Genomic DNA, 23,937 nt, shown 5'->3' on the forward strand with positions numbered 1-23,937 from the left:
GACACTGAGATAATGTCAGCGTTTGGCTGCGTCAATGATGGAAGGAGGCCCCATGGGCGACAACGATACCCGCACCGAGACCGACGACCGCACCGATATGGAATCGATGGAGGCGCGCCAGCGCCGTTTCGAGGAAGATCTGGTCGACGCCTACGACGAAGAGCTCGAGATGGAGCTCGACGATCGCCGCTTCGACGACAGCGACGACCTGCTGTTTTCGCAGGAGCGCCGCGAGGCGCGCAAGGAGTATTTCCGCGAGCTGTTCCGGCTGCAGGGCGAGCTCGTGAAGCTGCAGGACTGGGTCGTGAGCACCGGGCACCGGCTCGTCGTCATTTTCGAGGGGCGCGACGCGGCCGGCAAGGGCGGTGCGATCAAGCGCATCACGCAGCGGCTGAATCCGCGCGTATGCCGCGTGGCGGCGCTCCCGGCGCCGAACAACCGCGAACGCACGCAATGGTATTTCCAGCGCTATGTCGCGCATCTGCCGGCCGGCGGCGAGATCGTGCTGTTCGACCGCAGCTGGTACAACCGCGCGGGCGTCGAGCGCGTGATGAACTTCTGTACCGACGAGGAATACGAGGAGTTTTTCCGTTCGGTGCCCGAGTTCGAAAAGATGCTGGTGCGTAGCGGGATCCAGATCGTCAAGTACTGGTTCTCGATCACCGATCACGAGCAGGAAGTGCGCTTCCAGAGCCGGATCGAGGATCCACTCAAGCAGTGGAAGCTGAGCCCGATGGACCTCGAGAGCCGCCGCCGCTGGGAAGCCTACACCGCCGCGAAGGAAGAGATGCTGCAGCGCACGCACATTCCGGAAGCGCCGTGGTGGGTCGTGCAGGCCGTCGACAAGAAGCGCGCGCGGCTGAACTGCATTCACCACCTTCTGCAGCAGGTGCCGTATCACGAGGTGCCGCACGCACCGATCGACCTGCCGCCGCGTGAGCATCACGAGGATTACATCCGTCGACCGGTGCCGGACAACATGATCGTGCCGGACACGTACTGAGCGGCCGGCGCGGATTCGATGCGATGAAGGGACGCGCCGCGCCACGCGGCGCGCATTACTCCCGGATCAGGAACGCGGTGCGGTCGCGCCCGACGATCCATGCGGGTGCACGGCCGCGGCCGCTCCATGTCGCGCCGGTTGCCGGGTCGCGATACTTCACGCCGACGGTGAACAGCTTCGCGCGATCGCTGTAACCCTGCCCGAAGATTTCCCGCGCGGTCAGCGCGTAGCTCGTGACGAGTTCGCGTACCTGCGCCAGCACCGCATTGCGTTCGCGGCTCCGCGCCGCCTTGATGCGCCGATCGAGTTCCGCAAGCTGGGCTTGCAGTGTCTGCACTTGATGCATGCGTCCGTTATCCCGTAGCTGAATTTTGATTATTGGCGACGCGTGACGAACCGCACGTCGGCACACCCGGCCCTGGCGTGCCGACTCGGCCGGTGGCGGTTGCGTGCTGCCTGTGCCGGCCTGCGGATAAAACGTATGCGGCGCGAGTCGCCGGGAACCCGGTGAGATTAAGTGGCAGCGTGCGGTTTTTCTATCGGACGTATCTGATTTTTCGGCGGAATTTGCCGGCAGCAGGAACGACGGGGCGGCCGGTTGCCGCGCGTCACAGATCGGGAAAGCCTGATCGCCCTTGCGTCAGGTCGAACAACTCGGTCCGCGCGTTCGCGTCGGCGGTCTCGGGCAGCTTGATCACGAGCTTGACCGTCATCCCGTACGCGCTGTCCACCAGTTCATAACCGGCCTGTTCGATCCAGCGGCGCACGCGCGCCTCCTCGGGATAGCCGATTTCGATGGCGAGCCGCGTGTAGCGGATGCGCTCGACGCGCTCGGCATCGAGCAGCGCCGACGCGATTGCATCGGTGTACGCGCGCACCAGCCCGCCCGCGCCGAGCTTCACGCCGCCGTAGTAACGGACGACCGCGCCAAGCACACCGTCGAGATCGTGATGGCGCAGCACTTCCAGGATCGGCCGGCCCGCCGTGCCGGACGGCTCGCCGTCGTCCGACATCCCCGACTGGCCGCCCGCCAGCAATGCCCAGCACACGTGCGTGGCGGCTGGATGTTCGTCACGCAGGCGTTGCAGTGCCTGCATCGCGGCGTCGCGGTCTTCGACGGGAATCGCGTAGGCGATGAAGCGGCTCTTGCGGATCTCGAGTTCCCGGATGTAGGTGGTGGCGAGCGAGTACATCATGCGTCGCGACGGGGAAAGTGTAGGGAAATCAAGGTGATGATGGGTGTCGGTTCTTTGGGTGCTGGCCGCGCAGGCAGTGGCCAGCCTGAAGACTGAATATTACCGTGGCGCGCGTCGAAGCCTTTCGATGCCGTCAGGGCCCGATCCGGGTGAGGTGCCGGATGCGGAATGGCGAAGTGCCACTGTGCATGGTGCGGCAGCGGCCGTTCCAATTTTTTCTCCGATGGTTCAAGCGCGCTATCACCGCGCGCCGACCGACGACCGCAGCGCCGCGCCCAGCGTGCGCAGCGCTTGCCGGGCCCGCGCATCGGTCAGGTTCGAGTAGAGCACCACGTCGCGCGCCGGCAAGGGCGGCAGCCCGTATCGCGCGCCCACGTCGACCGTCCCGACGGGCGCCACGCGATGCCCGAGCGCGGCGACGGCCAGCCCCGCGGACACCGCCGCGCCGATCGTCGCCACGCCGCCGCCGACGAACACTTCAGTCCACGCGACACCGGCTTCGTCCAGCGCGCCGATCGCCATGTGTCGCACGCTGCACGGCTCGGCCTGCGTCGCGAGCCGCAGCGGTTGCGGCGGATGGTATTCGAAATCGGTCGCGGCCATCCAGCCGAACGACGCCGACAGCAGGGTTTCCCCATCGAGCCGCCGGCTGTCGTGCTGTAGCGCGACGGCGGCATCGAGCTGGCCGCGATCGAACGCATCGAGCACGTCGCGCGACGCGGCGACCCGGATCTCCAGCACGAGCCCGGGTTCCGCTTCGCTCATGCGCCGAAGCAGCATCGGCAGATCGGCGCCGACGGCATGATGGCTCACGCCGATCACCAGCCGCCGCTGGCCGGCGCCGAACGCGCCGACCGCACCCTGGTGAGCCGCTACGAGCTCGCGCGCGGGTTCCAGGAACGCGGTGCCGTCGGCCGACAGGCGAACCTGCCGCGGCGTGCGTTCCAGCAAACGGCGGCCGAGGCCGTCTTCAAGTCGCTTGATCTTCAGGCTCACGGCGGACTGCGTCGTGTCCATCGCCTCGGCGGCCCGCGTGAAGCTCTTGAGGTCGGCGGTCAGCACGAACGCCTGCACGGCTTCGATGTCGAGCGTTTTCATCACGCACTCATCCATTAATAAAACGAATCATTGAAATATTCTGCCATCGTCTTTTCAAATGATTCAAGGTCTTCTACGCTGTTCTCGAGCCGTTCGGAATCTCCCTTGTCAATCCCAGGAGTCGATCATGCTGACCGCGTACTACGTGCACCGCCTGCCGGCGGACTACGACCTCGATATCATCCGCAATCGCGTGCGCGAGCGCGGCAGGCTCTGGGACGACACGCCGGATCTCGTGTTCAAGGGGTTTCTGCTGCGCGAGGCGGGCCGCTACGGTGCGACGGAAAACGGCTATGCGTCGCTTTATCTGTGGCGCAATGAACAGGCGTTCGCGGGGTTCGTCACGGACGGCCGCTATCGGGTCGTGACGGACAGTTTCGGACGCGCGCCGATCGATGTGCAGGTCGCACTCGATGCGCGCAAGGGCAGTGCGTCGGCGGGACGCTTCGTGCGGCTGGAAGCCATCGACATTCCGGCGGACGCCGACCTCGATGCGACGCTGGCACAGGAGGTCGAGCGCAATCGCGACGTGGCGGCGCGGCAGGGTACGGTTGCGGCCGCCGTCAGCCTCGATCCGCTGCGCTGGCGGCTGACGCGCGTGCTCGTATCGGAGCAGGAGCCGGATGGCGGCGGCGCGGGCACGGTGTACCAGGTTTTGCATCTGGCCCGGCCGTTGCTCGATGCGCTCGAAGGGAGTGGGGTGTGATGGCCGGCGCTGCGTTCCGATCGCGGGCCGGGCCGGCGGGTGGGGCCTGCGGCCCGGCATCCGCGCGATTGCCGGCCGGCCTGGTGATCGCCGCGCATCTGGCCGGGATGGCGGCGGGGATCGCCGCGATTGCCGCGCTCGCGACGGTGCTGGCGCTGTTGTTCCGGTGAGGTGCGCGTTTGCGGATGAGTGAATACGGAAGCGCCGCGCACGACGCACGCGGCGCTTCCGTTCTTCCTCTACCGCTCAGTGCCCCTGCAACCGGATATCCCGCGACGATGCACCGACGTACACCGTCCCGCCCGGCACCACGCGCCAGCCGTTACGCGACGTATCCCACACACTCTGCATCCGCGGCGACACGGTCACGTGCACACGCCGCGCCTCGCCCGGATTCAGCCGGATCTTCTCCCAGCCGACCAGCCGCTTCGGCGGCTCGTCCTTGTACGGCACGCCGAGATAGACCTGCGGCGTTTCCGCGCCGGCAACGCGCCCGTCGTTACGCACCGTGAACGCGACGCTCAGCGATCCGTCCCATTGCTTCGACACCGACAGCCCCGAATACGCGAAGTGCGTGTACGACAGCCCGTAGCCGAACTCGAACATCGGCTTGATGTTGTGCGCGTCATACCAGCGATAGCCCATGTTCAGCTTTTCCGCATAGACGGGATCGTTGTCGAACGCACCGTTTTGCCCCCAGGCCGGCGAATCCTGATCGCGCGCGGGGAACGTGACGGGCAGCTTGCCGGACGGATTGACCGCGCCGAACAACACGTTCGCGATCGCCTTGCCGCCGGCTTCGCCCGGATACCACGCCTCGACGATCGCGGAGACCTGGTCCTTCCACGGCATCAGCACCGGGTTGCCGCTCTGGACGACGACGATCGTGTGCGGATTCGCGCGCGCGACGGCTTCGACGAGCGCATCCTGGTTCGACGGGTTCGCGAGGCTCAGGCTCTGGAGATCACCGAAATCCTCGCCGGCCGGCTGCGCGACCACGACGATCGCGACGTCCGAGCGGCCCGCGAGTGCCGCGGCCTGGTCGATCTCCTGCTGCGTGTACGCGCGGAACGGCGACTGCTGATCGCTGTTGCCGGCATACGTGACCTGCGCGGCCGGCGCGAGCGCACGGATCGCCGCGACGATCGGCACGTCCACCTTCAGCCACGGATTGCGCCACCAGCTGCATCCCGTCGATGACCCGAACGTCAGGCCGCCGCAACCCGCGAACGATCCCGATACGGGGTCGCGCGTGTTGCCCGAGCCGCCGCCCGACAGCACGGCCGCATCGGCATGGCCGCCGATCACGGCGATACGCGACAGCGCCGACGCGGCGAGCGGCAACTGGTTGCCGTCGTTCTTCAGCAGCACGATCGACTGCTCGGAAGCGGCCTGCGCGAATCGGTTGCCGGCCGCGAAATCGATCGTGCCGCCGCCCTTGGCCGGATCGTCCATCACGCCGACGCGGATCATCACCGCGAGCTTACGGCGCACCATGTCGTCGAGGCGCGCGGTCGACACCGAGCCGTTCGCGATCGCCTGCTTGACCGCCGCCGGCGTCAGGTACACGCTCGGCCCGACGTCTTCCTCCTCGTCGAGCCCGGCGTTGATCGCGGCGGCGGTGCTGTGCGTGGCGCCCCAGTCGGACTGCACCTGGCCCTGGAAGCCCCATTCGTTCTTCAGCACGTCGTTCAGCAGATGGGGGTTCTCGCACGCATAGGTGCCGTTCAGGCGGTTGTAGCTGCACATCACGCTGCCGGGCCGGCCGCGCTTCGCGGCGATCTCGAACGGCAGCAGGTACAGCTCGCGCAGCGTGCGTTCGTCGATCTGCGTGTTGCCGCCCATCCGGCCGTGCTCCTGCTCGTTGCCGGCGTAGTGCTTGATGGTCGCGATGACTTTCTGCCGTTGCGTGGCCAGCGTGCGTTCGGCGAGCAGGTCGCCGGCCAGCAGCGGATCCTCGCCGAGATACTCGAACAGGCGGCCGCCGCGCGGTTCGCGCGCGAGGTTGGTGCCGCCGGCGAGGCCCATGCCGAATCCTTGCGCGCGCAACTGGATCGCGACCTGCTTGCCGTAGTCGTACGACAGGCGGCGATCCCAGCTCGCGGCGACGGCGATCGTCGCGGGGAACGTCGTGCTGGCCTGCGACGTGCTGCCGGAACCCGTCGCCGAATCGACCATGTTCAGGTCGGGAATGCCGAGGCGCGGCACACCCTGGATGTAGCCGGCGCCGCCGCCCGGCACCTTTGACATTTCGTATTGCGAATGAATGAATTGAAGTTTTTCGTCGAGCGTCATCTTGCGCACGAGCAGGTCAGCGCGCCGAACCGCCGCAGCCGACGCGAATGCATCGGTCGCGTCGCCCTGCGCGTTGAAATCGGCGTCGCCCGCATAGGCGGTGGTGCAGAGGGTCGCTGCCAGCACGACGGCCGGCCAGAGTGTGTCCCGCATGTTGCTCTCCATGATCGTATTGCCGGTTGTTCGGATGATGTCTGGAGCTGCGCACGTCCGGTGGATTCGCACCGGACGCAATTGGCTGGCGATGCTGGGTGGTTGCGCGTCGGCATGCCGGGCCAGGCGGGGAATCGTTACGGCCGGTTGGGCCCGATCGAACATCGAGGACGGCGACGCGGACCGCCCGACGCTGCCGAATCGGATGTAGCGATTCTCTGCAGCGACCAATCGTACAAATGTAGTTTGACTACAGCATCGGTGTTTCTACCGATACGTGTGATCTTTATTTCGTAGGGGGCGCGTAGCGGGGCGGAAAGACGGTCATCGTTCCCGATCGAGCGTGCGTGGAGGAGTAAGAAGTACCCGTGTGCGAGCGTGCGGAGGCGGCGGGCAATGAGGAGGCGTGTGGTCGCGCGGGACGGTTCGTTGCGCGCGCATCGAACGGAGCACCGTCGGATGCCGGCCACCTCGCGCTAGCCGCGTCGTGCGAGCGGACTGCCGGGAAGCGGAATCCCGGCGCGATAGACGACGGTGGCGAGTGCCGCGGCGACCGCCGCCTCGGCCGTCAGCACGGCGGCGGCTGCGCCCAGCTCGGCGAAGTACTTTGCGAGCACGGGTACCAGCACGATGTTCAGAACGCCCGATGACATCAGGATGCGCGTGAATGCGGACTTCATCCCGAGCGGCAGCATCGTCTGCACGCCGAACAGGTCGGTCATGCCGGCCATGAACGGAATGAAGGCCATCCAGCGCAGCACCTGGACCGTCGGTTCGTACGAAGGGCCATACAGGATGCGCACGGCGAGCGGCGCGCCGAAGAAGATCACGAGCGAGATACCGAGCACCATCGCAACCTGCACGACGAACAGCTTGCGCAGGAACGAGAACGCATCGTTGCGCGCGTGCCGCATCAGGTAGTTGATGCGCGGATAGGTGGCGGCCTTCAGCGGTTGCAGCATGCTGAGCGCCGCACGGATCAGCTTGTCGCCGGCGGCGAAGTAGCCTGCCGCGACGTTGCCCGATACGAAGCCGAGCAGCACGGTGTTGGTCGACGCATAGAACGCGATGGACGTCGACGCGAGGAACACCTGCCAGCCGCCTTTCAGCGATTCCGCGACGTCGGAGAACTCCACGCGAATGAAGTCGATTTCGCGCTGCGCATACAGGTAGATGGCCAGCACGATCGCGGACAGCGTCGGGACGGCTGCGTTGACGATCATCGCGCGGTCGATGTCCGCCGGGCTGTGCACGAGCGCGAACATCGCGGGCAGGCTCAGGATGCGGCCGATGAACAGGATCACGCTCAGCGCGCGCAGTTTCTCCATGCCCTGGAAATACCAGCCTGGCGTGAACGCCACGCCGGCCACCATGCCGAAACCGATCAGTAGCAGATCGCGGTCCTCGCCGAAGCGCTTGAACAGGAAAGTCAGCGCGACCAGCACGATGAAGCAGATCATGGCGATGCCGATCTGTGCGTACAACGTCGCCCAGAAGATACGGGAGCGCTCCGCGCGGTCGTCGCGGGCGAGCGCGATGCGCGGCGTGGCGGTCAGGTCGAAGCTGTAGCTCGTGCAGTTGGTCAGGTAGGCGATGACCGCGAGCGAGAACGCGAGTTGGCCGTAGCCTTCAGGCCCCAGTGCGTGCGTCAGCAGCGGTGCGATCAGCAGCGGCACCGCGTACATCGAAATCTGCAACGTCAGCAGCAGCAGGAAGTTCTTCTTGAGGTTAGACATTCGCTCGGTCGGCGCCGTGGGTGTCGCGGTGCGGCGGCATGGGGCCGCGGTGCGCGTGTGCAGCCGGTCGGCGCTGACCCGGATGCATGGGTGGGTGGCGCGTCCGGCGTCGCCGGGCACGGCCACATCATCGTATGGCGGCCATGATACCGGCGGCACGAGACGACTGTGTTCGCGAGCCTACCGTTCGCGGATGCCGTGCGCGCGGCATGCGTGGATCCCGACACCGCGCACGCCGTCGCGCGTCGTCGGATCGCGACAGTGACGAATCCATTTGTAAGCTGGCGCACCGAAGGACGCTCGAACCGGGTGCTTTAATCGAGTGCACAGTTTTGGTTCACGGCGCACGGGTTCCCGGCGCAGACCGTGACGGCGTGCCAGGCACACAACATCACCTCCCGCGGGCATGCGGGCAGGGCAACGGACGAAACAGGGCGGGCCGCGCAGGGGCGCGGACGGGGGCGCCGCCGTGTGTTCGCCGAGCAGTCGCACGATCGTGGAATCGCTCATTTCGGTGGAGCCGCCGGAACACGCGTCCGCGTCCGATAAAAATACCGATCCGAGGAGTACCGATTGAAGCCGATTACGTTCGGCAGCTGCGTGGGGTGGCTGCACGAGGGACAGACGACACAAGGGGTGGTCCTGTGCGAAGCATTGGGCCACGAGGCATCGTGGACGCACAAGTTCATGCGGGCGATCGCCGAGCGCCTTGCCAGTAACGGTGTCACGGTGTTGCGATTCAACTATCCGTGCAGCGGTGACTCCGCGGGCGACGATCTCGATGCCGGTCGGTATGCCGCGTGCATCGACAGCATTCACGATGCGATCGACATGCTGCGCGACCAGGTCGGTGTCGCGTCGCTAACGCTCGTCGGAATCCGTGCGGGCGCGCTGGTCGCGATGCTGGCCGCCGCAGGCAACGGCCAGCGCCCGTCGCCGCGCGTCGACGCATTGGCGGCGTTCGCGCCCGTCGTGCGTGGGCGTGCGTACCTCCGCGAGATGTCGTTCGTGCATCGGCAGTGGCTCGACATCACGTCGCCGGCCATTCGTGCCGCACATCGCGACGAACCGTGCATGAACGTGCTCGGGCACCGCTTTCCCGACGATTTCGTCGATGCGCTGAAGGCGGTCGATCTGTGCGACGTCGTGCGCGATGCAGCGACGTTGCCCGGCGCGATGCTGCTGATCGATCCCGATCAGGGGGACGGCCCTGCGTTGCGCGATGCACTGCTCGCTCGCGGCGTCGACGTGGCGACCGACTCGTTCCGCGAATGGTCGACGACGATGCTGGACGGCACGCGCTCGCGCTTGCCGCTCGACGCGATCGACACGCTCGTCAACTGGATCGCCGAACGGGCACCGCACGTGGCGACACGCATCGACCCCGCGCGGCCGCTGGATCCGTCATGGAATGGCGAGTCGGCTGTCGCGCTCGACATGACGGACATGACCGAGCAGGTCGTCGCGGTAGGGCCGGACCGGGTGGTCGGCGTGCTGTGCCGTCCCGCCGATACGGGGCCGGCAAATCCCGTCGCGCCGGCACTCGTGATCGCGAACACGTCGACGAATCCGCGCAGCGGAGAAGGGCGCTTCAGCGTGCGCCTCGCGCGGACGCTCGCACGCGCCGGCGTGACGACGCTGAGGATCGACGTGCATGGCGTGGGCGACAGCGGGGTTGCCGCGCCCGACGACCAGGCGCCGGTCGTGTATTCACCGCAGTCGAGCGACGACGTGGCCGCCGCCGCCGACTGGCTGCGTGCACTCGGCTACCCGGAGGTGATCGCAACCGGCATCTGTTCGGGCGCCTATGCGGCATTGCATGCGGCCGTGAAGACGCCGTCGCTCGGCGGCGTGATCGCGATCAACCTGGCGCGTTTCGTGTGGCCGGCCGGGCTCTCGCTGGAGGCGGTGCAGAAGCAGCGGAACAATTCGGTGCGCGGCTACTGGCTATCGGTGCGCGACTGGAAAAAGTGGAAGGGCCTCGTGCGCGAACGGCGCGATTTGCGGCCGATCGTGGCGGCCGTCGCCGCCAATGCGATCGCGCGGGTCAGCGTGCCGTTGAAAGAGGCCGCCGCGCGCTTCGGCTGGAAGCCGCGCGCCGGCACACCACGCGGCGTGATGCACGTGCTGGCACAACGCAATGTCCGGACGACGCTGGTGTACGGCGCGCTCGATCCCGGCATCGACGACGTGCGGCGCCACTTCGGTGCGATCGAGCGCGCGTTCAGGCACTCGCGTCACGTGCGACTGCATCTCGAGCCGCAGGTCGATCACGCGGTGTACGGCGCGGTCGGCACGGACATCGTGATCGGGCTGTGCATGCAGGCACTCGGCCGTGATTCGGCGAGGTCGGTCGTGCGCGTCGCCGATCCTGCCACGCTCGACGCGGCCGCAGGGTCGTACGGGAGCGTGTCGGTCGGCAGGCCGTGACGTGCGTTGTGCCGCATGCGTTGCATGCAGCGGCGCATCGGGGTGCGATCGCGCCCGCGTATGAAGATGGGCGTTCGGTGAGGTTGCTCACAGACGCGCCGTTTGCCGTGGTGTCCAATCCCTTATCGATGCATGCGCGGTCATGCCGAGGCATGACCGGCGGGTGCTTCAGTCCGGCTCGGCTGGCGCGTCATAGGGTGATTTCGCGTAGGGCGATGCGTACAACGTGTTGCTGCCCCATACGTCGTCGGTTGGTGTACTGGCCACCTGCGCGCGATGCGGGCGCGCCGGGACGAGCGGCCGGCGCAACGTGCTGTGGGCGCGCGGGTCGGGCTGGACGGCGGCGCTCGCGGCGGAACGCGTGAGCGCGGGTGCGGCAGCCGCGGACGCGGACGCGGGCGCGGCAGGTTCGGCGGCCGCGCGTGCGACCGCCGCTTGCGCCGAACGTTGTGGCGGCACCAGGCCCGGTAGCGTCGACGACGCAAGGGACGGAGTGTCGGCGGGGCTGCTGGACAGCGTCTGCGCACCGGCGGTACAGACGAACCCGGCCGACACGATGCAGACGAACGACGAAAGCGATGAAGAGAAGTTCATGACGAATCGTATGGAGTGACGTGCGGTGAAGAGGGCGGTGCGGCGATGCAATGCGAGCCGCGCTGGGCAAGCGTAATGCCGGAATTCGCCGCGTTCGGCGGGTTACCGCACAGTTTTGGAAGGACATCATGTCAATCACCACGCAACCGGAATCGACGCTCGGCACGCCGAGGCCCCGTCGGGCCGACGCCCGTCGCGCACCGTGGCAGTCGCGCCTGGCGATCGCGGCCGCCGCGTGCGCACTGAGCGCATGCGCGCTGTCGCCCGGCATGACTTATCACCCGCCGGCCGAGCGCGACTCGAATGCGCGCGTGAGCGCCGACGCATCGGGATCGGGCGGCCTCGACGGCGTGCAGAACGTGTCGAGCGAGGATCTGATCGAGATCACGCCGGCCTTCGTCGCGCAACACCATGCGGGGCGGCCGGCCAACGTCGACGCGGAAATCCGCCAGCTGTTCGGCAAGCCGATGCCGTACACGATCGGCCCTGGCGATGTGCTGGGCATCGTCGTATGGGACCACCCGGAGTTGAACCTGCCGACGACGCAGACGGTCGGTGGCGGCGACGGGGTCGGCGCCAGCTCGGTCGCGACGGGCTATACGGTCGACGCGAACGGCAACGTGCAGTTCGCTTACGCGGGCCTCGTTCACGTGGCCGGGTTGACCGAGGCACAGGCAGGCGCGCTGCTGATGAAGCGGCTCGGCGAATACGTGCGCAAGCCGCAGCTCTCGCTACGCGTGCAGAGCTACCGCAGCAAGCGCGTCTATCTCGACGGCGAGGTGCGCACGCCGGGTCTGCAGATCGTCAACGACATGCCGATGACGCTGCCCGAGGCGATCGACCGTGCGGGCGGTTTCACCCCGACGGCAGACCGCTCGCAGGTTTCGGTGACGCGCGGCGATAAGACCGTAAACGTGAGCCTGCCCGCATTGATCTCGGCGGGCGTGAATCCGTCGAACATCCTGTTGCGCGACGGCGATCTCGTGCGCGTGCGCGCGGCGAGCGACGCGAAGGTGTTCGTGCTCGGCGAGGTGTCGCGACCCGCGACGCTGACATTGACCGACGGCCGGATGAGCCTCGGCGAGGCGCTCGGCGACACGGGCGGCGTAAGTCAGTACACGTCCGACGCGCGCCAGGTGTTCGTCGTGCGCCGTGGCCCGGACAACCGTCCGCGGGTGTACCACCTCGACGGCAGCTCGCCCGCGTCGTTCGCGCTCGCCGACCAGTTTCCGCTCGAGCGGCGCGACGTCGTGTTCGTCGATGCGTCGTCGCTCGTGCGCTGGAGCCGCGTCGTGAACCTGCTGATTCCATCGTCCGCGCAAGGTGCGCTGACGGCGAAGGCCATTTCGCCGTGATGCTCGCGGCGGATTTTGTGACCGCGACGGTGCGTCGCGCCATACAGGACTGAGGCTGTATGAATACTTCGACCCTGCCTGACTCGCACAGCGGGCGCATTCCGCGGCCGTCCCATTCGGTACGCCGCTACTGGAGCGTGCTGTATGGCGGCCGGCGCCTGATCCTTTGCACCGCGCTTGCGGGCGCGATTGCCGGAGGCCTGTATGCGCTGTGCGCGGCCCCCGTCTACCGCTCCGACATCCTGTTCCAGGTCGAGCAAAGCCAGACCGACTCGAAGCAGACGTCGCCGCCTGGCGATCCATCGTCGGTGTTCGATCTGAAGACGGATGCATCGACGGAGATCGAGGTGCTGAAATCCCGCGCGGTGCTCGATCGCGCGATCGACAGCACCAACCTCGCGCTCGACGTTCGACCGCATTACCTGCCGCTGATCGGCTGGCGGTTCGTGAATGCCGCCGACGGGTTGTCGTCGCCGTTGCCGGGCGGATACGTGTACGGCACCGAACGCATCGACGTGCCGACCTTCGACGTGCCGAAACGACTGCTCGGCAAGCGCTTCGCGTTGACCGTCGGCGATGACGGCGCCTATACGCTGCAGCGCACCGGCATCTTCGGCCGGAAAGGGCCGATGTGGCAGGGCCGTATCGGCCAGCCGTTGCACGTCGAGACGCCGGAGGGCGCGATCGACGTGTTCGTGCGCGGCGTGGCCGGCAAGCCCGGCGCACGCTTCGACCTGACGCGTTACAGCGACGAGGAGGCGTCCACGTGGCTGCAGAAGAACGCGCTGATCTCGGAGCGCGGCAAGCAGTCGAACATGGTTGGCGTGACGCTCGACGGCACCGATCCCGTGCAGGACAGCCGCGTGCTGAACGCGATCGGCGACGCGTATCTGGCGCAGAACACGCAACGCAAGTCCGAGGCGGCCGACAAGCTGATCCGCTATATGGACGGCCAGTTGCCGCAGTTGAAGGCCCAGCTGGAGGCGGCGGAAAACCGCTTCAACGCATTCCGCGCATCGCACGGGACGGTCAATACGAGCGACGAAGCGCTGGCATTGCGTCAACAGGCGGTCGACATCGAGACGCGCGTGCAGACGCTGCAGCAGCGGCGTGAGGAACTGATGACGCGCTTCATGCCGAAGCATCCGGCGGTTGCGGCCGTTGATGCGCAGCTCGCCGATGCGCAGCGTACGCTCGACACGACGCGCAAGCAGATCCAGCAGTTGCCGACCGTGGAGCAGGGCGTGCTGCAACTGCAGCGCGACGTGGCCGTGGATACCGCGCTGTACACGAACCTGCTCAATACGCGCCAGCAGATGGTCCTCGCACGTGCCAGCAAGACCGGCACCGTGCGGATCGTCGATACGGCGAAGATCGCCGAGCAGCCGATCGGTCCGCATCGCGGGGTTGCGGTGGTCGGTCTCCTGGTGGTGGGCCTGCTGGCTGGCGCGGCGATCGTGATCGCCCGGCAGCGCGTCGTCGGCACGATCGGCGACGCGGAGGAAATCGAATGGGCGACGGGGCTGCCGGTGTTCGCGACCGTCCCGCACAGCGCGATCGCTGCGGCCGCGGAACTGCGGACAAAGGCCGGCCGGCCCGGTCCGCGCGCATCGATTGCGCCGGTCGGCGCGCAGGACGCCGCGCTCGAAAGCCTGCGCGGTCTGCGCGCGTCGCTGCAATTGGCGATGCCGGCCGCATCGAATCCGGTCGTGCTGATCTCCGGGCCGACGACGGGCGTCGGCAAGTCGTTCGTCGCTGCGAATATCGCGTCGCTCGCCGGTGCCGCGAAACGGCGGGTCCTGCTGATCGACGCCGATCTGCGCAAGGGTTCGCTGCACGACCGGTTCCGCTATAGCCGCGCGCCGGGGTTGTCGGACGTGGTGGCGGGCACCCATGCGCTCGACGAGGCAATCAAGCGCGGCGTCACACCGGGCCTCGATTTCATCGCGATGGGCAGCGTCGTTCCCGATCCGGGCGAACTGCTGCTGCAGCCCGCTTTCGCCGAATTGATCGGGCAGCTCGCGTCGCGCTACGACATGGTGGTGCTCGACGGCCCGCCGTTGCTGCCGGTCGCCGATGCGCTGGTGCTGGGGCGTCTGGCGGGCACGGTGTTCCTCGTCGCGCGTAGCGGCGTGACGACGCTGACGGAGCTCGACGAAAGCGCGCGACGGCTCGAGCACGCGCATATCGATGTGCGCGGCGTGATCCTGAACGATTACCAGGGCGCGCCGGGTCGGTACGACTACGGCTATACGGATACGAATACGCATCAGGCCGCGGCGACTGCCAATGGAATGGCGGTGTCGCGACAACAGATGGAACGTGCTTCATGAGACCGCGTGGCGTGGGCGAAGGCAGGCCCCGTCCGCGACAGAGCGGGGCGACGGCACGCAAGGCGGCGCGTGTCCGTCGCGAGGCAGGTGCTTACACGGGTTACTGGTGGGAAGACCCCGCCCGGCTCGTGCTGATCTTCATCCTGCCGTTGTACGGGATGTTGTCATTGAGTCTGCTGGTCAATCAGAAATCGATTGCGCGGCTCTACTTCGACGGCTATTACGCCTGGGTCGGCGCATTGTTCCTGCTGGTGGTCGTGGCGACGGCGTGGCTGGCGACGACCGAGGCGCAGTCGCGCCGGGGGCCGCCGGCCGCCCCCGCCGAGTTGCTCCCCGGCGTACTCGATTTCGTGTTCGTGCTCGCGATGTTCGGCAATCTGATGCTGCTGGGCGGGATTCTCGCGCGTCCGGCGTTGGTGCTGGCGTTCCTGCACGGCGAAGCGAACGCGTATGTCATGCTCGAGCAGAAAGGGCACTTCACGGGCCTGAGCTCGTTCACCCAGGCAGCCGCGCCGTACGTCGTGCTGTATTTCTACGTGTTCAAGACACCGGTCAAGGGCATGAACCGCTACAAGGTTTACCTCGGCGTGCTCGCGGTGCTGACGCTGCTGCGCAGCTTCATCTTTGCCGAGCGGCTCGCGTTGATCGAGGTGGCGCTGCCGTGCGTGCTCATGATCGTGCGGTTCCGGCTTCGCGGCCGGTTCTCGCGGCTGCTGACGCTCGGGCCGTACGCCGCGATTCCGTTGCTGTTCGGGCTCTTCATCGCGAACGAGTACAACCGGTCGTGGGAGGCCTATTACGTCACCGTCTACGACAACATTTTCGATTTCGCGATCGAACGTCTCGGCTTGTATTACTCGACGGCGCTGAACAACGGTGCGGGGATACTGGGCGTGCTCGGGTGGGACAGCGGTCATCCGATGTTCACCTTCGACTGGCTGCTGCATTTTCCGATCATCGGTGCGCCGTTGGAGCCGTGGCTCGATTCGACCGACAGCATCACCGTGTTCCTGAACAGCTACGCCGACCCGGAATTCAATAATCCGTCGGGGATCTTCGTTCACTTTTACGAATGGGGCTGGTTCGGGCTGCTCGATGCGGTTGTCCTCGGCTGGGTGTTCGGACGGAGCTACGCAGGCTGGCGGAGCGGAGCGGGGTTCTGGTGTTGCGCGCATGCCGTGCTCTTCGTTTCGATCATGGAAATTCTTCGAATTCCGAATTTGTTCAGCGGACGGAATTTCGTGCCGATCGTCTTGCTGATCGTCGTGTTCCGCTATTTCGTCAAGCGACCGGCATCGGTCGCGCCGCTCACCCGTCCTGCCGCGCCGTGAGGCGCACGCGGTCGCGCCGACGTGTGGAACGACGGCCGGGTTCGCGGCGTATCGCAGCGCGAACGCGGCTGATACCCCGTTGACGTTCGGTCCCGCGTCGCGGCGCCTGCCGCGCGCGAAGCGGCGGGGCGGCTGCGCACCCGCTCGACATTCCGCCCGGGAGTCGAAACCCGCATTCGAGCCGTGCAGTCTCCCGGAAAAGTAGCTTTTCGCACGTTAATGATTCGATCGCCGGGCTAGCATTTGTACGATGGTCGAGGTTGTCGTGCTGCCACGGACCGCTGACCGATGCAATGCGATGACGTGCGCGAGAACGACTTCGACCGCGCACATCGCATCGTTCATTTTTCCCTACGTCAAAGGATGCCTTCGCCGTGAGCCAATCTGCCGTCTATGCCAAGTTGACCGATGTGTTGCGGGACGTATTCGACGACGACGAGCTGGTGGCAACGCCTCAACTGACCGCCGCCGACGTCGACGGCTGGGACAGCCTGTCGCATATCCGTCTGGTTCTGAGCGTCGAGCGTGCGTTCGGAATCAAGCTTGCCGCCGCCGATATTTCAGGCCTGAAGAACGTCGGTGAATTTGCAGACCTGATCAGCAAGCGCCACGCCGCATGACGCGCGTCGGCCCGCATTTCCCGTCCAGAACCCGCTTCGCCGAGAGCGCCGTCCGATGAAAGATGATTTGTACACCGCGCTGGCCTGGTTGCCGCGCCCGCCTGACGATTTCTCCGCGCGCTGCCGCGAGCTCGGCGAATCGATCCACGATGATCCGGCTGCCGGATTGGGCAGTCGCGTACGCCAACTGGCCAGCTGCGCGCTCGGCGAAAATCAGTTGATCAAGCTCGGGCGCGCGATCGTCGCCTTGCAGCGCGCGGGGCGCACGCTTGCGCCGCTTACGCCGTTCCGGCTCGGGCTGGTCGGCAACGGCACGCTCGATCATCTCGTGTTGCCGCTCGTGGCCAGCGCCGCGCGTCATGGCGTTGCGCTGGAGATCGTGTCGGGACACTACGGGCAGGTCATGCAGGAAGCCCTGGCGCCGGATTCGACGATCAATCGCGCGCAAGTCGATGCCGTGCTGGTGGCCCTGGACTACCGCGGGCTGCCGCTGAACGCACAACCGGGCGACGAGGAAGCGGCGCAGCACGGCGTGGCTGCGGCGCTGGATCAGATCGATGCACTGCGCGCCGGCTTCAGGCAGCACGGCAACGCGCTGTCGATCGTCCAGACGCTCGCGCCGCCGTCCGACACGCTGTTCGGCAACCGGGATGCACTGATTGCCGGCACGCCGCTCAATCTCGTCGAACGTTTCAATCGAGCACTTGCGCAGCGTGTGGCGGAATCGAACGACATCCTGTTCGACGTTGCACATGTCGCGGGGACGGTCGGCGTCGCGAACTGGCATTCGCCCGCGCAATGGAATCTGGCCAAGTATCCGTTTGCCGGCGACTATGTGCCGCTGTATGCGGATCACGTGGGCCGGCTGCTCGGCGCGGCGCGCGGCAAGAGCCGGCGCGTGCTGGTACTCGATCTCGACAATACCCTGTGGGGCGGGGTGATCGGCGACGACTTGCTCGAAGGCATCAAGGTCGCGCAGGGCGATGCGGTCGGTGAAGCCCATCTCGCGGTGCAGCAGCTCGCGCTTTCGCTGAGAGCACGCGGCATCGTGCTCGCGGTGTCGTCGAAGAACAATGACGATACGGCGCGTCTGCCGTTTCAAAAACACCCTGAAATGCTGTTGCGCGAGCAACACTTCGCGGTGTTCCAGGCCAACTGGAACGACAAGGCGACCAATATTCGCGCGATTGCCGACGAACTGTCGCTCGGTATCGATGCGATGGTGTTCCTCGACGACAATCCGGTCGAGCGCAATCTGGTCCGTACGACGTTGCCCGAAGTCGCCGTTCCCGAGTTGCCCGATGATCCGTCGCTGTACGCGCGAACCCTGGCCGCCGCGGGCTATTTCGAGTCCCTCGCATTCTTGCCGGAAGATCGGAAGCGCGCGGACATGTACCAGGACAATGCGCGCCGCGTGGCGCTACGCAGTCAGGCCGGCGACATGGATGCGTACTTGCGATCGCTCGACATGAAGATCGATTTCGCACCGTTCGACGATACCGGACGGGCCCGCATCGTTCAGTTGATCAACAAGTCGAACCAGTTCAATTTGACGACGCGCCGCTATACCGACGCGGAGATCCAGGCGCTCGAAGGCGACGGGCGGGTTTTTACGCTGCAGGTTCGCCTGACGGATACGTTCGGCGACAACGGCATGATCTCGGTCGTGATTTGCCGGCCCGACGAACAGGCGCCGAGTACCTGGCAGATCGATTCGTGGTTGATGAGCTGCCGCGTGCTCGGGCGCCAGGTCGAGCAGATGGTGTTGCGCGAAGTGCTGCAGCATGCGCGCCAGCGCGATGTCACGCGCGTGATCGGGCGTTATGTCCCGACCGACCGCAATGCGCTGGTCAGGGATCATTATGCGAAGCTCGGTTTCGAAGCCGTGAGCGAAGAGCCGGACGGCACGACGGTCTGGGAAATGGCCAGCGACCGCGAGATCGCGCCCGGTCACTTCGCCGTGACGCGGGCGGGTTTCGATACGATGGCTGCCGCCTGAACCATGAAAAACACCGTACCACTCACGTCGTTTCGCGAGACGGATGACGTCGCGGTTTCTCGCCGGCTGCCGAGCCGGGACTATGTATTGCTGCCGTTGATCGTCGTGGCGACAGTGATCTGCCTGTTCGTCGCCGCCGAATGCGTGACGAGGGCGATCTGGAGCGCGGGGACGCGCGGGGGCGAATGTCATGTAGCCGATGCGGCGGAGGGCATGCGCAACGTTCCGAATTGCACGATGACGGTCAAGACCCCGGAAACGCCGTGGATCGCTTATCACTACAACGCGTGCGGTTTCCGCTCGACCGAGGGTTGCGGGCCGAAGCCGGCCGGAACGCGCCGCGTGGCGTTGCTCGGCACGTCGTTTGCCGAAGGCACGAGCCTCCCGTATGACCAATCGTTCGCGGCGCTGGCGGAACAGGATTTGAGCAGGATGTGCGGCGCGCCGGTCGAGGTCCAGAATCTCGGTGTCTACGAACTGCCGTTCCGCAAGGTGCTGAACCGGATCGGGCCGGCGCTCGCCTTGCAGCCGGATGCAGCGGTGCTCACGGTCGCGCCGTTCGATCTGGAAAAGATCAACCTGCCCGACGTCGCGGATGCGCCCGCGGCCACCGCGGCGCCGGAACCGCGCAGCGACCTGATGGCGCGTGCCAAGGGCTGGCTGAGCGGGAGCCGTGCCATTGCCGTCGCGCAGCACTACATGTTCGAAAATCCGGACATTCAGGTGCCGATGTATCTGAAATACGGCGACAAGGCCGATTTCCTTCGCCCGCCATTTTCGACCGCCTGGCGCGAGCGGCTCGAGACGTTCGACAAGGTGGCCGCCACGGTCGCGGACAGGTTTCGCGCGACAGGCGTGCCGGTGGCGCTGATGCTGATTCCGCAGCGCACGCAGGCGGGGCTCCTGGCCGCGAAATCGCTGCCGAGCGGGATCGATCCGTGGGCGCTCGATCGCGCGATGGCCGAAATCGCCGCGAAGCACGGCATGCGCTACATCGACCTGGCCTCGAGCCTTAAGCAGTCGGCGAACCCGGCCGATTACTACTATCCGGTCGACAACCATCTGAACGCCGCCGGCGCGCGCGTCGTCGCGCAAAGCATGGTGACGGCGCTTACCGCCGGCGGGTCGCCCGCGTTGTCGGCATGCGGATCACATTGAATCTGGCGGCGCATGCCGCCGCCATCGTTTCGAACCGTATCCAGGCCGCCCGATGAATATTCCATCCTTCCAGTTCTTCGCCTTTGCAGCCGTCGCCGCGCTGATCTTCAACCTGTCTCGCTCGCTGACCTGGCAAAACGCGGTGTTTCTCGTCGTCAACCTGCTGTTCCTGGCCACGTTTTCCCGCGATCCGGTCGCGTGGATTCCGTTCGCCGCTTTCCTGCTCGTCGGCTATCTGAGCGTCCGGGGCATGCAGACGAAGCAGTGGCTGGCGGCGTTCGCACCGATCCTCGCGATCGTGATCGCGCTGTTCTTCTGGCTCAAACGCTATACGTTCGTGCCGTCCGCGTTGCTGCTGTCGCACCCTTACGCGACGATCGGCGTGTCGTACATCTTTTTCCGGATGCTCCACCTCATCATCGACGCTCGCAGTCCGGGCCTGCCGGTTCGCGTGACGCCGGTGGTGTATCTGAATTACGTGCTCAACTTCACGTCGATCGTGTCGGGGCCGATTCAACGCTTTCAGGATTACAGCGTGACGCAGACGAACGAGCGGCCGGGGCCGGATGCCATCGACTACGGCGTCGCGCTCGAGCGCATCATCGTGGGATTCTTCAAGGTGGCGATCGTGTCGGTGGCGTTGTCGCACGTCCATCATCAGGCGCTTGCGCAGCTGTCGCCGGCGCAACCGCTCGGCGAGCGCATTCTGACCGGGCTGACGATCGCTGCGATCTACCCGGTCTATCTGTATTTCAACTTCTCCGGCTACACGGACACGGTCGTCGGTGTCGCGCGCTTCTTCGGGATCTCGCTGCCGGAGAATTTCGACCGGCCGTTCTCGTCGACCAACTTCATCGGATTCTGGAGCCGCTGGCACATCACGCTCTCCGGCTGGCTCAAGACCTACGTCTACAACCCGCTGCTGATGGCGCTCATGCGTCGCTTTCCGTCGCGCTCACTGGAGCCGTATCTGGGTGTCGTCGCGTTCTTCGTGACGTTCTTCCTGGTCGGCGCCTGGCACGGGCAGACGTCGATGTTCCTGTTCTTCGGTGTCCTGCAGGGCGGGGGCGTCAGCATCAACAAGCTGTATCAGATCCGCATGACCAAATGGCTTGGCAAGAAACGGTACGTCGCGCTGTGCAACACGCCGCTCTACACCCATTGCGCGCGTGGGCTGACGTTTACGTTCTTCGCATTCAGCCTGTTGTGGTTCTGGTCGACCTGGAGCGAAATCCAGACCATCGCGACCACGCTCGGCCCGGTACTCGTCGCGCTCGTGTGGCTGATGGTATTCGTCGGCGCGACGGTGACGCTTGCCGTGCTCGACGCGGTATATACGCGTATGACGCAAGGCGGCATGGCCGGACTGTTCCTGTCGCGTTACGCCCGGACCTCGTGGTGCACGGTATTGGCGGTCGTGACCGTGCTGGTGCTGGTCATTTCCGATTCGCCCGCGCCGGACATCGTCTACAAGACTTTCTGATCCGCGTCGGCGGTACGGCGATCGCAGGGTGCCGGGTTGCCGGACCCGTGCAAGTGCGCGCCGACGCGTGCCGAACCTGCAAGATCGATATTTCCCGGAGCCACTCACTTTCATGGCCAGTCACAAGCAGAAGTTCGAAATCCTGGACGGCTTGCGGGGCATCGCTGCCATCAGCGTGATGTTCATGCATTTCCTGCAGGAACTATCGAGCACGATCCTGCAGGGCGCCTATCTTTCCGTCGACATGTTTTTCATGTTGAGCGGGTTCATTCTTGCGTACTCCTACGGTGAAAGGCTGCGCCAGGACGCATGGCGTGGCGAGTATCTGAAGCGCAGGTTGATACGCCTGTACCCGATGATTTTCATCGGGTTCGCGATCGGCTTCGCCAGCCTCATCGTCATGCAGGCCAATTCGTCGGCCCGGTTCTCGTCGGGCAACCTGGTGGCCGCCACCGGCCAGAATCTTTTTCTCGTTCCGTACCTCGGTCGCTTTTCGGTGTCGGGTTTCGTCGGCGCGGCGAATCACAGCTTGCCGTCCGTCAACGATCCCGGCGTATTCCCGCTGAACCCGCCTGCCTGGTCGCTGTTCTTCGAGATGTTCGCGAGCGTCATCCTGATCGTGGCAATCAGGATGAGCGCGCGCAATCTGTCGAGATGGGCCTACGCCTGTCTCGTCGCATTCCTCGTATACGGTTTCCTCGCCAGCCTCGATAACGACAAGCTGGCGATCCTGATGAGCCAGGGCTGGGCGGCGGATAACTTCTTCGGCGGCTTCTTCAGGGTGGGCTACGGGTTCTTGTTGGGAATCGCGATCGGCAAGATGTACGACGCGAATCTTCCGGCGAAGCCGCATTGGTTCATCGGCGGGCTGGTGAAGAACGACTACATGCTGTTTGTCGTTTTCCTGGTGGTCGTCGCGTTTCCGTCGTCGATCAAGGGGATGTATTCGGTTGCGATCCTGCTGTTCGTCGCCCCCGCACTGGTTTACCGGGGGGCCATGCTCGCGCCTAGCGGCAAGGCGATTGCAAGGCTCAGCGCGTTCCTCGGCTGGATCTCGTATCCGCTTTATTGCGTGCACTATCCGATCGGCAGGCTGGTGTTCGCGTATGCACCACAGGCCGACATCCACATTGTCCGAACTGCGATGCTAGCTGCGTTTCTTTCGATCGTGTCCGCCGCCATCCTGGCGAAATTCGTCGAAGAACCGATCAGGTCGTATCTGGGCAAGCGCATGTTCGGAAATCACCGGGCCGCGACCGGCAACCCGGTCAACGCCGGGTAACGGGCGCCGCGCGCGGCGCACGCCGGCGTCGTTGCGGCGCCGGCGTGCGGGAATGCGGGAATGCGGGATGGCGGGAGTCGCGCTTACAGCCCGTCGAAGATCTCCGTCATCATCTCGGCGCTTCGGCGCCAGCGATATTTCTCCGCGTGCAGGCTTCCCTTGCGCTTGAGCTCGGCCCTGAGTTCGGCCGAATCGAGCAGGGTCCGCAATTTCCGTGCGATGTCGTCCTGGGAATACGGATCGCAGTACAGGGCCGCATCGGCACAGACTTCCGGCAGCGCGGCCGATTTGCCGACGACCGCCGGACAGCCGCAGCGCATCGCCTCGAGAGGCGGTATGCCGAAGCCTTCGTAGATCGACGGATACAGGAAGCACGCCGCGTTCTGATACAGCGCCTTCAATTGCTCGTCGCTGATGTAGCCGACGTACTTGATGTTCGGTTCGGCGGCCGACAGAGGATCCTGCTTGCCGAATACGGTGGTGTTCTGCATGCCGACGATGACGAGATCGACCGAAGGATCGTCGATCTGCCGGAAAGCCGCGATCAGCCGCCCGAAGTTCTTGGTCGGATTCATGCTGCTGACCGCGAGCACGAAGCGGCCGGGCGTCAGCGCATGCTTGTCGAGCACGCTCGTGTCCGCTTCCAGCGCATCGAGATGATCCGCACCGAGCGGCACGACGCTGATCTTCTCCGCGGACACGCCGCAGTGATGCGCGAGGCGATCCCGTGAGAAATAGGAGTTGGTCAGCACGCATACGGAGGTTCGCGCGAGGATCCAGAACATGATCCGGTACCACACGCGAAACGGGCGTGAGAAGTGCGCAGGCGTGTCGAACACTGCCGCATCGTGCATGTAGATGATCTGGTTGCCGATGAAAACGGATGCCGAATTGCTGAGATTGACGATGCGGCCTCGGCGAGCGAATAACGGGAGCACCAACTGCTCCCAGACCACGCCCTTGTAAAAGCCGACCTTGACCGTCCTGGCGCCGCTGACCTCGACGCCGGGCTGCGGAGGCACCAGCACGGTCACCGGATCCTGCGGCTGAAACTTGATCAATGCGGCGATCAGCTCGCGCGCGACGCGCTGCACGCCGGTCGTCTTCTGCGTGGTGAAGCGGCCGTTATAGACGAGTTGCTTCGGTTTATTGAAAGTGATCATGT

At 65.6% G+C, this 23,937-nt stretch carries 19 protein-coding genes; 12 read left to right on the top strand and 7 right to left on the bottom strand.

Annotation, left to right across the window (positions count from 1 at the left end):
* Positions 1-52: 52 nt before the first annotated feature.
* Positions 53-1,003, top strand: a complete 951-nt coding sequence (ppk2, locus tag QZM35_RS04875) for a polyphosphate kinase 2 (protein WP_089427680.1) — start codon at positions 53-55, stop codon at positions 1,001-1,003.
* Between the two features lie 55 nt (positions 1,004-1,058).
* Here ppk2 and QZM35_RS04880 read toward each other — a convergent pair whose 3' ends face one another.
* The 3 genes from QZM35_RS04880 to QZM35_RS04890 form a co-directional block, all read right to left on the bottom strand.
* Complete coding sequence (locus QZM35_RS04880) at positions 1,059-1,349, bottom strand: H-NS histone family protein (RefSeq protein ID WP_089427679.1); 291 nt, start codon at positions 1,347-1,349, stop codon at positions 1,059-1,061.
* A 262-nt stretch (positions 1,350-1,611) separates the two neighbouring features.
* The gene (locus QZM35_RS04885) at positions 1,612-2,199 is read right to left on the bottom strand and encodes a YigZ family protein (protein WP_089432569.1); all 588 of its coding nucleotides are present in this window, start codon (positions 2,197-2,199) and stop codon (positions 1,612-1,614) included.
* Positions 2,200-2,439: 240 nt separating this feature from the next.
* Positions 2,440-3,297 (bottom strand): LysR family transcriptional regulator, encoded by an 858-nt coding sequence (locus QZM35_RS04890; RefSeq protein WP_089429117.1) that lies wholly within the window; start codon positions 3,295-3,297, stop codon positions 2,440-2,442.
* A gap of 127 nt (positions 3,298-3,424) precedes the next feature.
* Between QZM35_RS04890 and QZM35_RS04895 the strand changes: the two genes are divergently transcribed.
* On the top strand, positions 3,425-4,003 hold the full coding sequence (locus QZM35_RS04895; RefSeq protein ID WP_301775504.1) for a DUF4865 family protein: 579 nt from the start codon (positions 3,425-3,427) through the stop codon (positions 4,001-4,003).
* Positions 4,003-4,173 (top strand): hypothetical protein, encoded by a 171-nt coding sequence (locus tag QZM35_RS04900; RefSeq protein ID WP_174971639.1) that lies wholly within the window; start codon positions 4,003-4,005, stop codon positions 4,171-4,173. The genes QZM35_RS04895 and QZM35_RS04900 overlap by 1 nt, the downstream gene beginning before the upstream one ends.
* 76 nt (positions 4,174-4,249) lie before the next feature.
* On the opposite strand, the gene QZM35_RS04905 is transcribed toward QZM35_RS04900, so the two are convergent.
* Positions 4,250-6,451, bottom strand: a complete 2,202-nt coding sequence (locus tag QZM35_RS04905; protein WP_089429116.1) for a glycoside hydrolase family 3 C-terminal domain-containing protein — start codon at positions 6,449-6,451, stop codon at positions 4,250-4,252.
* Positions 6,452-6,927: 476 nt separating this feature from the next.
* On the bottom strand, positions 6,928-8,187 hold the full coding sequence (locus tag QZM35_RS04910) for an oligosaccharide flippase family protein (protein WP_089427676.1): 1,260 nt from the start codon (positions 8,185-8,187) through the stop codon (positions 6,928-6,930).
* 573 nt (positions 8,188-8,760) lie between these two features.
* Between QZM35_RS04910 and QZM35_RS04915 the strand changes: the two genes are divergently transcribed.
* Complete coding sequence (locus QZM35_RS04915; RefSeq protein WP_089432571.1) at positions 8,761-10,617, top strand: S9 family peptidase; 1,857 nt, start codon at positions 8,761-8,763, stop codon at positions 10,615-10,617.
* A gap of 168 nt (positions 10,618-10,785) precedes the next feature.
* Here the strand turns inward: QZM35_RS04915 and QZM35_RS04920 are convergent, their stop codons facing one another.
* Positions 10,786-11,211, bottom strand: coding sequence for a hypothetical protein (locus QZM35_RS04920; protein WP_301775505.1), 426 nt, complete (start codon positions 11,209-11,211; stop codon positions 10,786-10,788).
* Between the two features lie 128 nt (positions 11,212-11,339).
* On the opposite strand from QZM35_RS04920, the gene QZM35_RS04925 reads away from it, so the two are divergent.
* From QZM35_RS04925 to QZM35_RS04960, 8 genes are all read left to right on the top strand, one after another.
* On the top strand, positions 11,340-12,566 hold the full coding sequence (locus QZM35_RS04925) for a polysaccharide biosynthesis/export family protein (RefSeq protein ID WP_089427673.1): 1,227 nt from the start codon (positions 11,340-11,342) through the stop codon (positions 12,564-12,566).
* 59 nt (positions 12,567-12,625) lie between these two features.
* Entirely contained in the window at positions 12,626-14,899 is a 2,274-nt protein-coding gene (locus tag QZM35_RS04930) for a polysaccharide biosynthesis tyrosine autokinase (RefSeq protein WP_174971629.1), read from the top strand.
* Positions 14,896-16,230 (top strand): oligosaccharide repeat unit polymerase, encoded by a 1,335-nt coding sequence (locus QZM35_RS04935; RefSeq protein ID WP_301775506.1) that lies wholly within the window; start codon positions 14,896-14,898, stop codon positions 16,228-16,230. Before QZM35_RS04930 ends, QZM35_RS04935 begins: the two co-directional genes overlap by 4 nt.
* Positions 16,231-16,604: 374 nt before the next feature.
* Positions 16,605-16,850 (top strand): acyl carrier protein, encoded by a 246-nt coding sequence (locus QZM35_RS04940; RefSeq protein WP_059666713.1) that lies wholly within the window; start codon positions 16,605-16,607, stop codon positions 16,848-16,850.
* Positions 16,851-16,905: 55 nt separating this feature from the next.
* Positions 16,906-18,849, top strand: a complete 1,944-nt coding sequence (locus QZM35_RS04945; protein WP_301775507.1) for an HAD family hydrolase — start codon at positions 16,906-16,908, stop codon at positions 18,847-18,849.
* Positions 18,850-19,086: 237 nt separating this feature from the next.
* Positions 19,087-20,007, top strand: coding sequence for an SGNH/GDSL hydrolase family protein (locus tag QZM35_RS04950; protein ID WP_179255095.1), 921 nt, complete (start codon positions 19,087-19,089; stop codon positions 20,005-20,007).
* A gap of 52 nt (positions 20,008-20,059) precedes the next feature.
* Entirely contained in the window at positions 20,060-21,490 is a 1,431-nt protein-coding gene (locus tag QZM35_RS04955; RefSeq protein WP_174971622.1) for an MBOAT family O-acyltransferase, read from the top strand.
* A 112-nt stretch (positions 21,491-21,602) separates the two neighbouring features.
* Positions 21,603-22,772, top strand: a complete 1,170-nt coding sequence (locus QZM35_RS04960) for an acyltransferase (protein WP_089432578.1) — start codon at positions 21,603-21,605, stop codon at positions 22,770-22,772.
* A gap of 83 nt (positions 22,773-22,855) precedes the next feature.
* On the opposite strand, the gene QZM35_RS04965 is transcribed toward QZM35_RS04960, so the two are convergent.
* Positions 22,856-23,935, bottom strand: coding sequence for a glycosyltransferase family 1 protein (locus QZM35_RS04965; RefSeq protein ID WP_089427666.1), 1,080 nt, complete (start codon positions 23,933-23,935; stop codon positions 22,856-22,858).
* Positions 23,936-23,937 lie beyond the last annotated feature (2 nt).

This window comes from Burkholderia sp. AU45274 (assembly GCF_030482505.1).
In the GTDB taxonomy this organism is placed as follows: Bacteria; Pseudomonadota; Gammaproteobacteria; order Burkholderiales; family Burkholderiaceae; genus Burkholderia.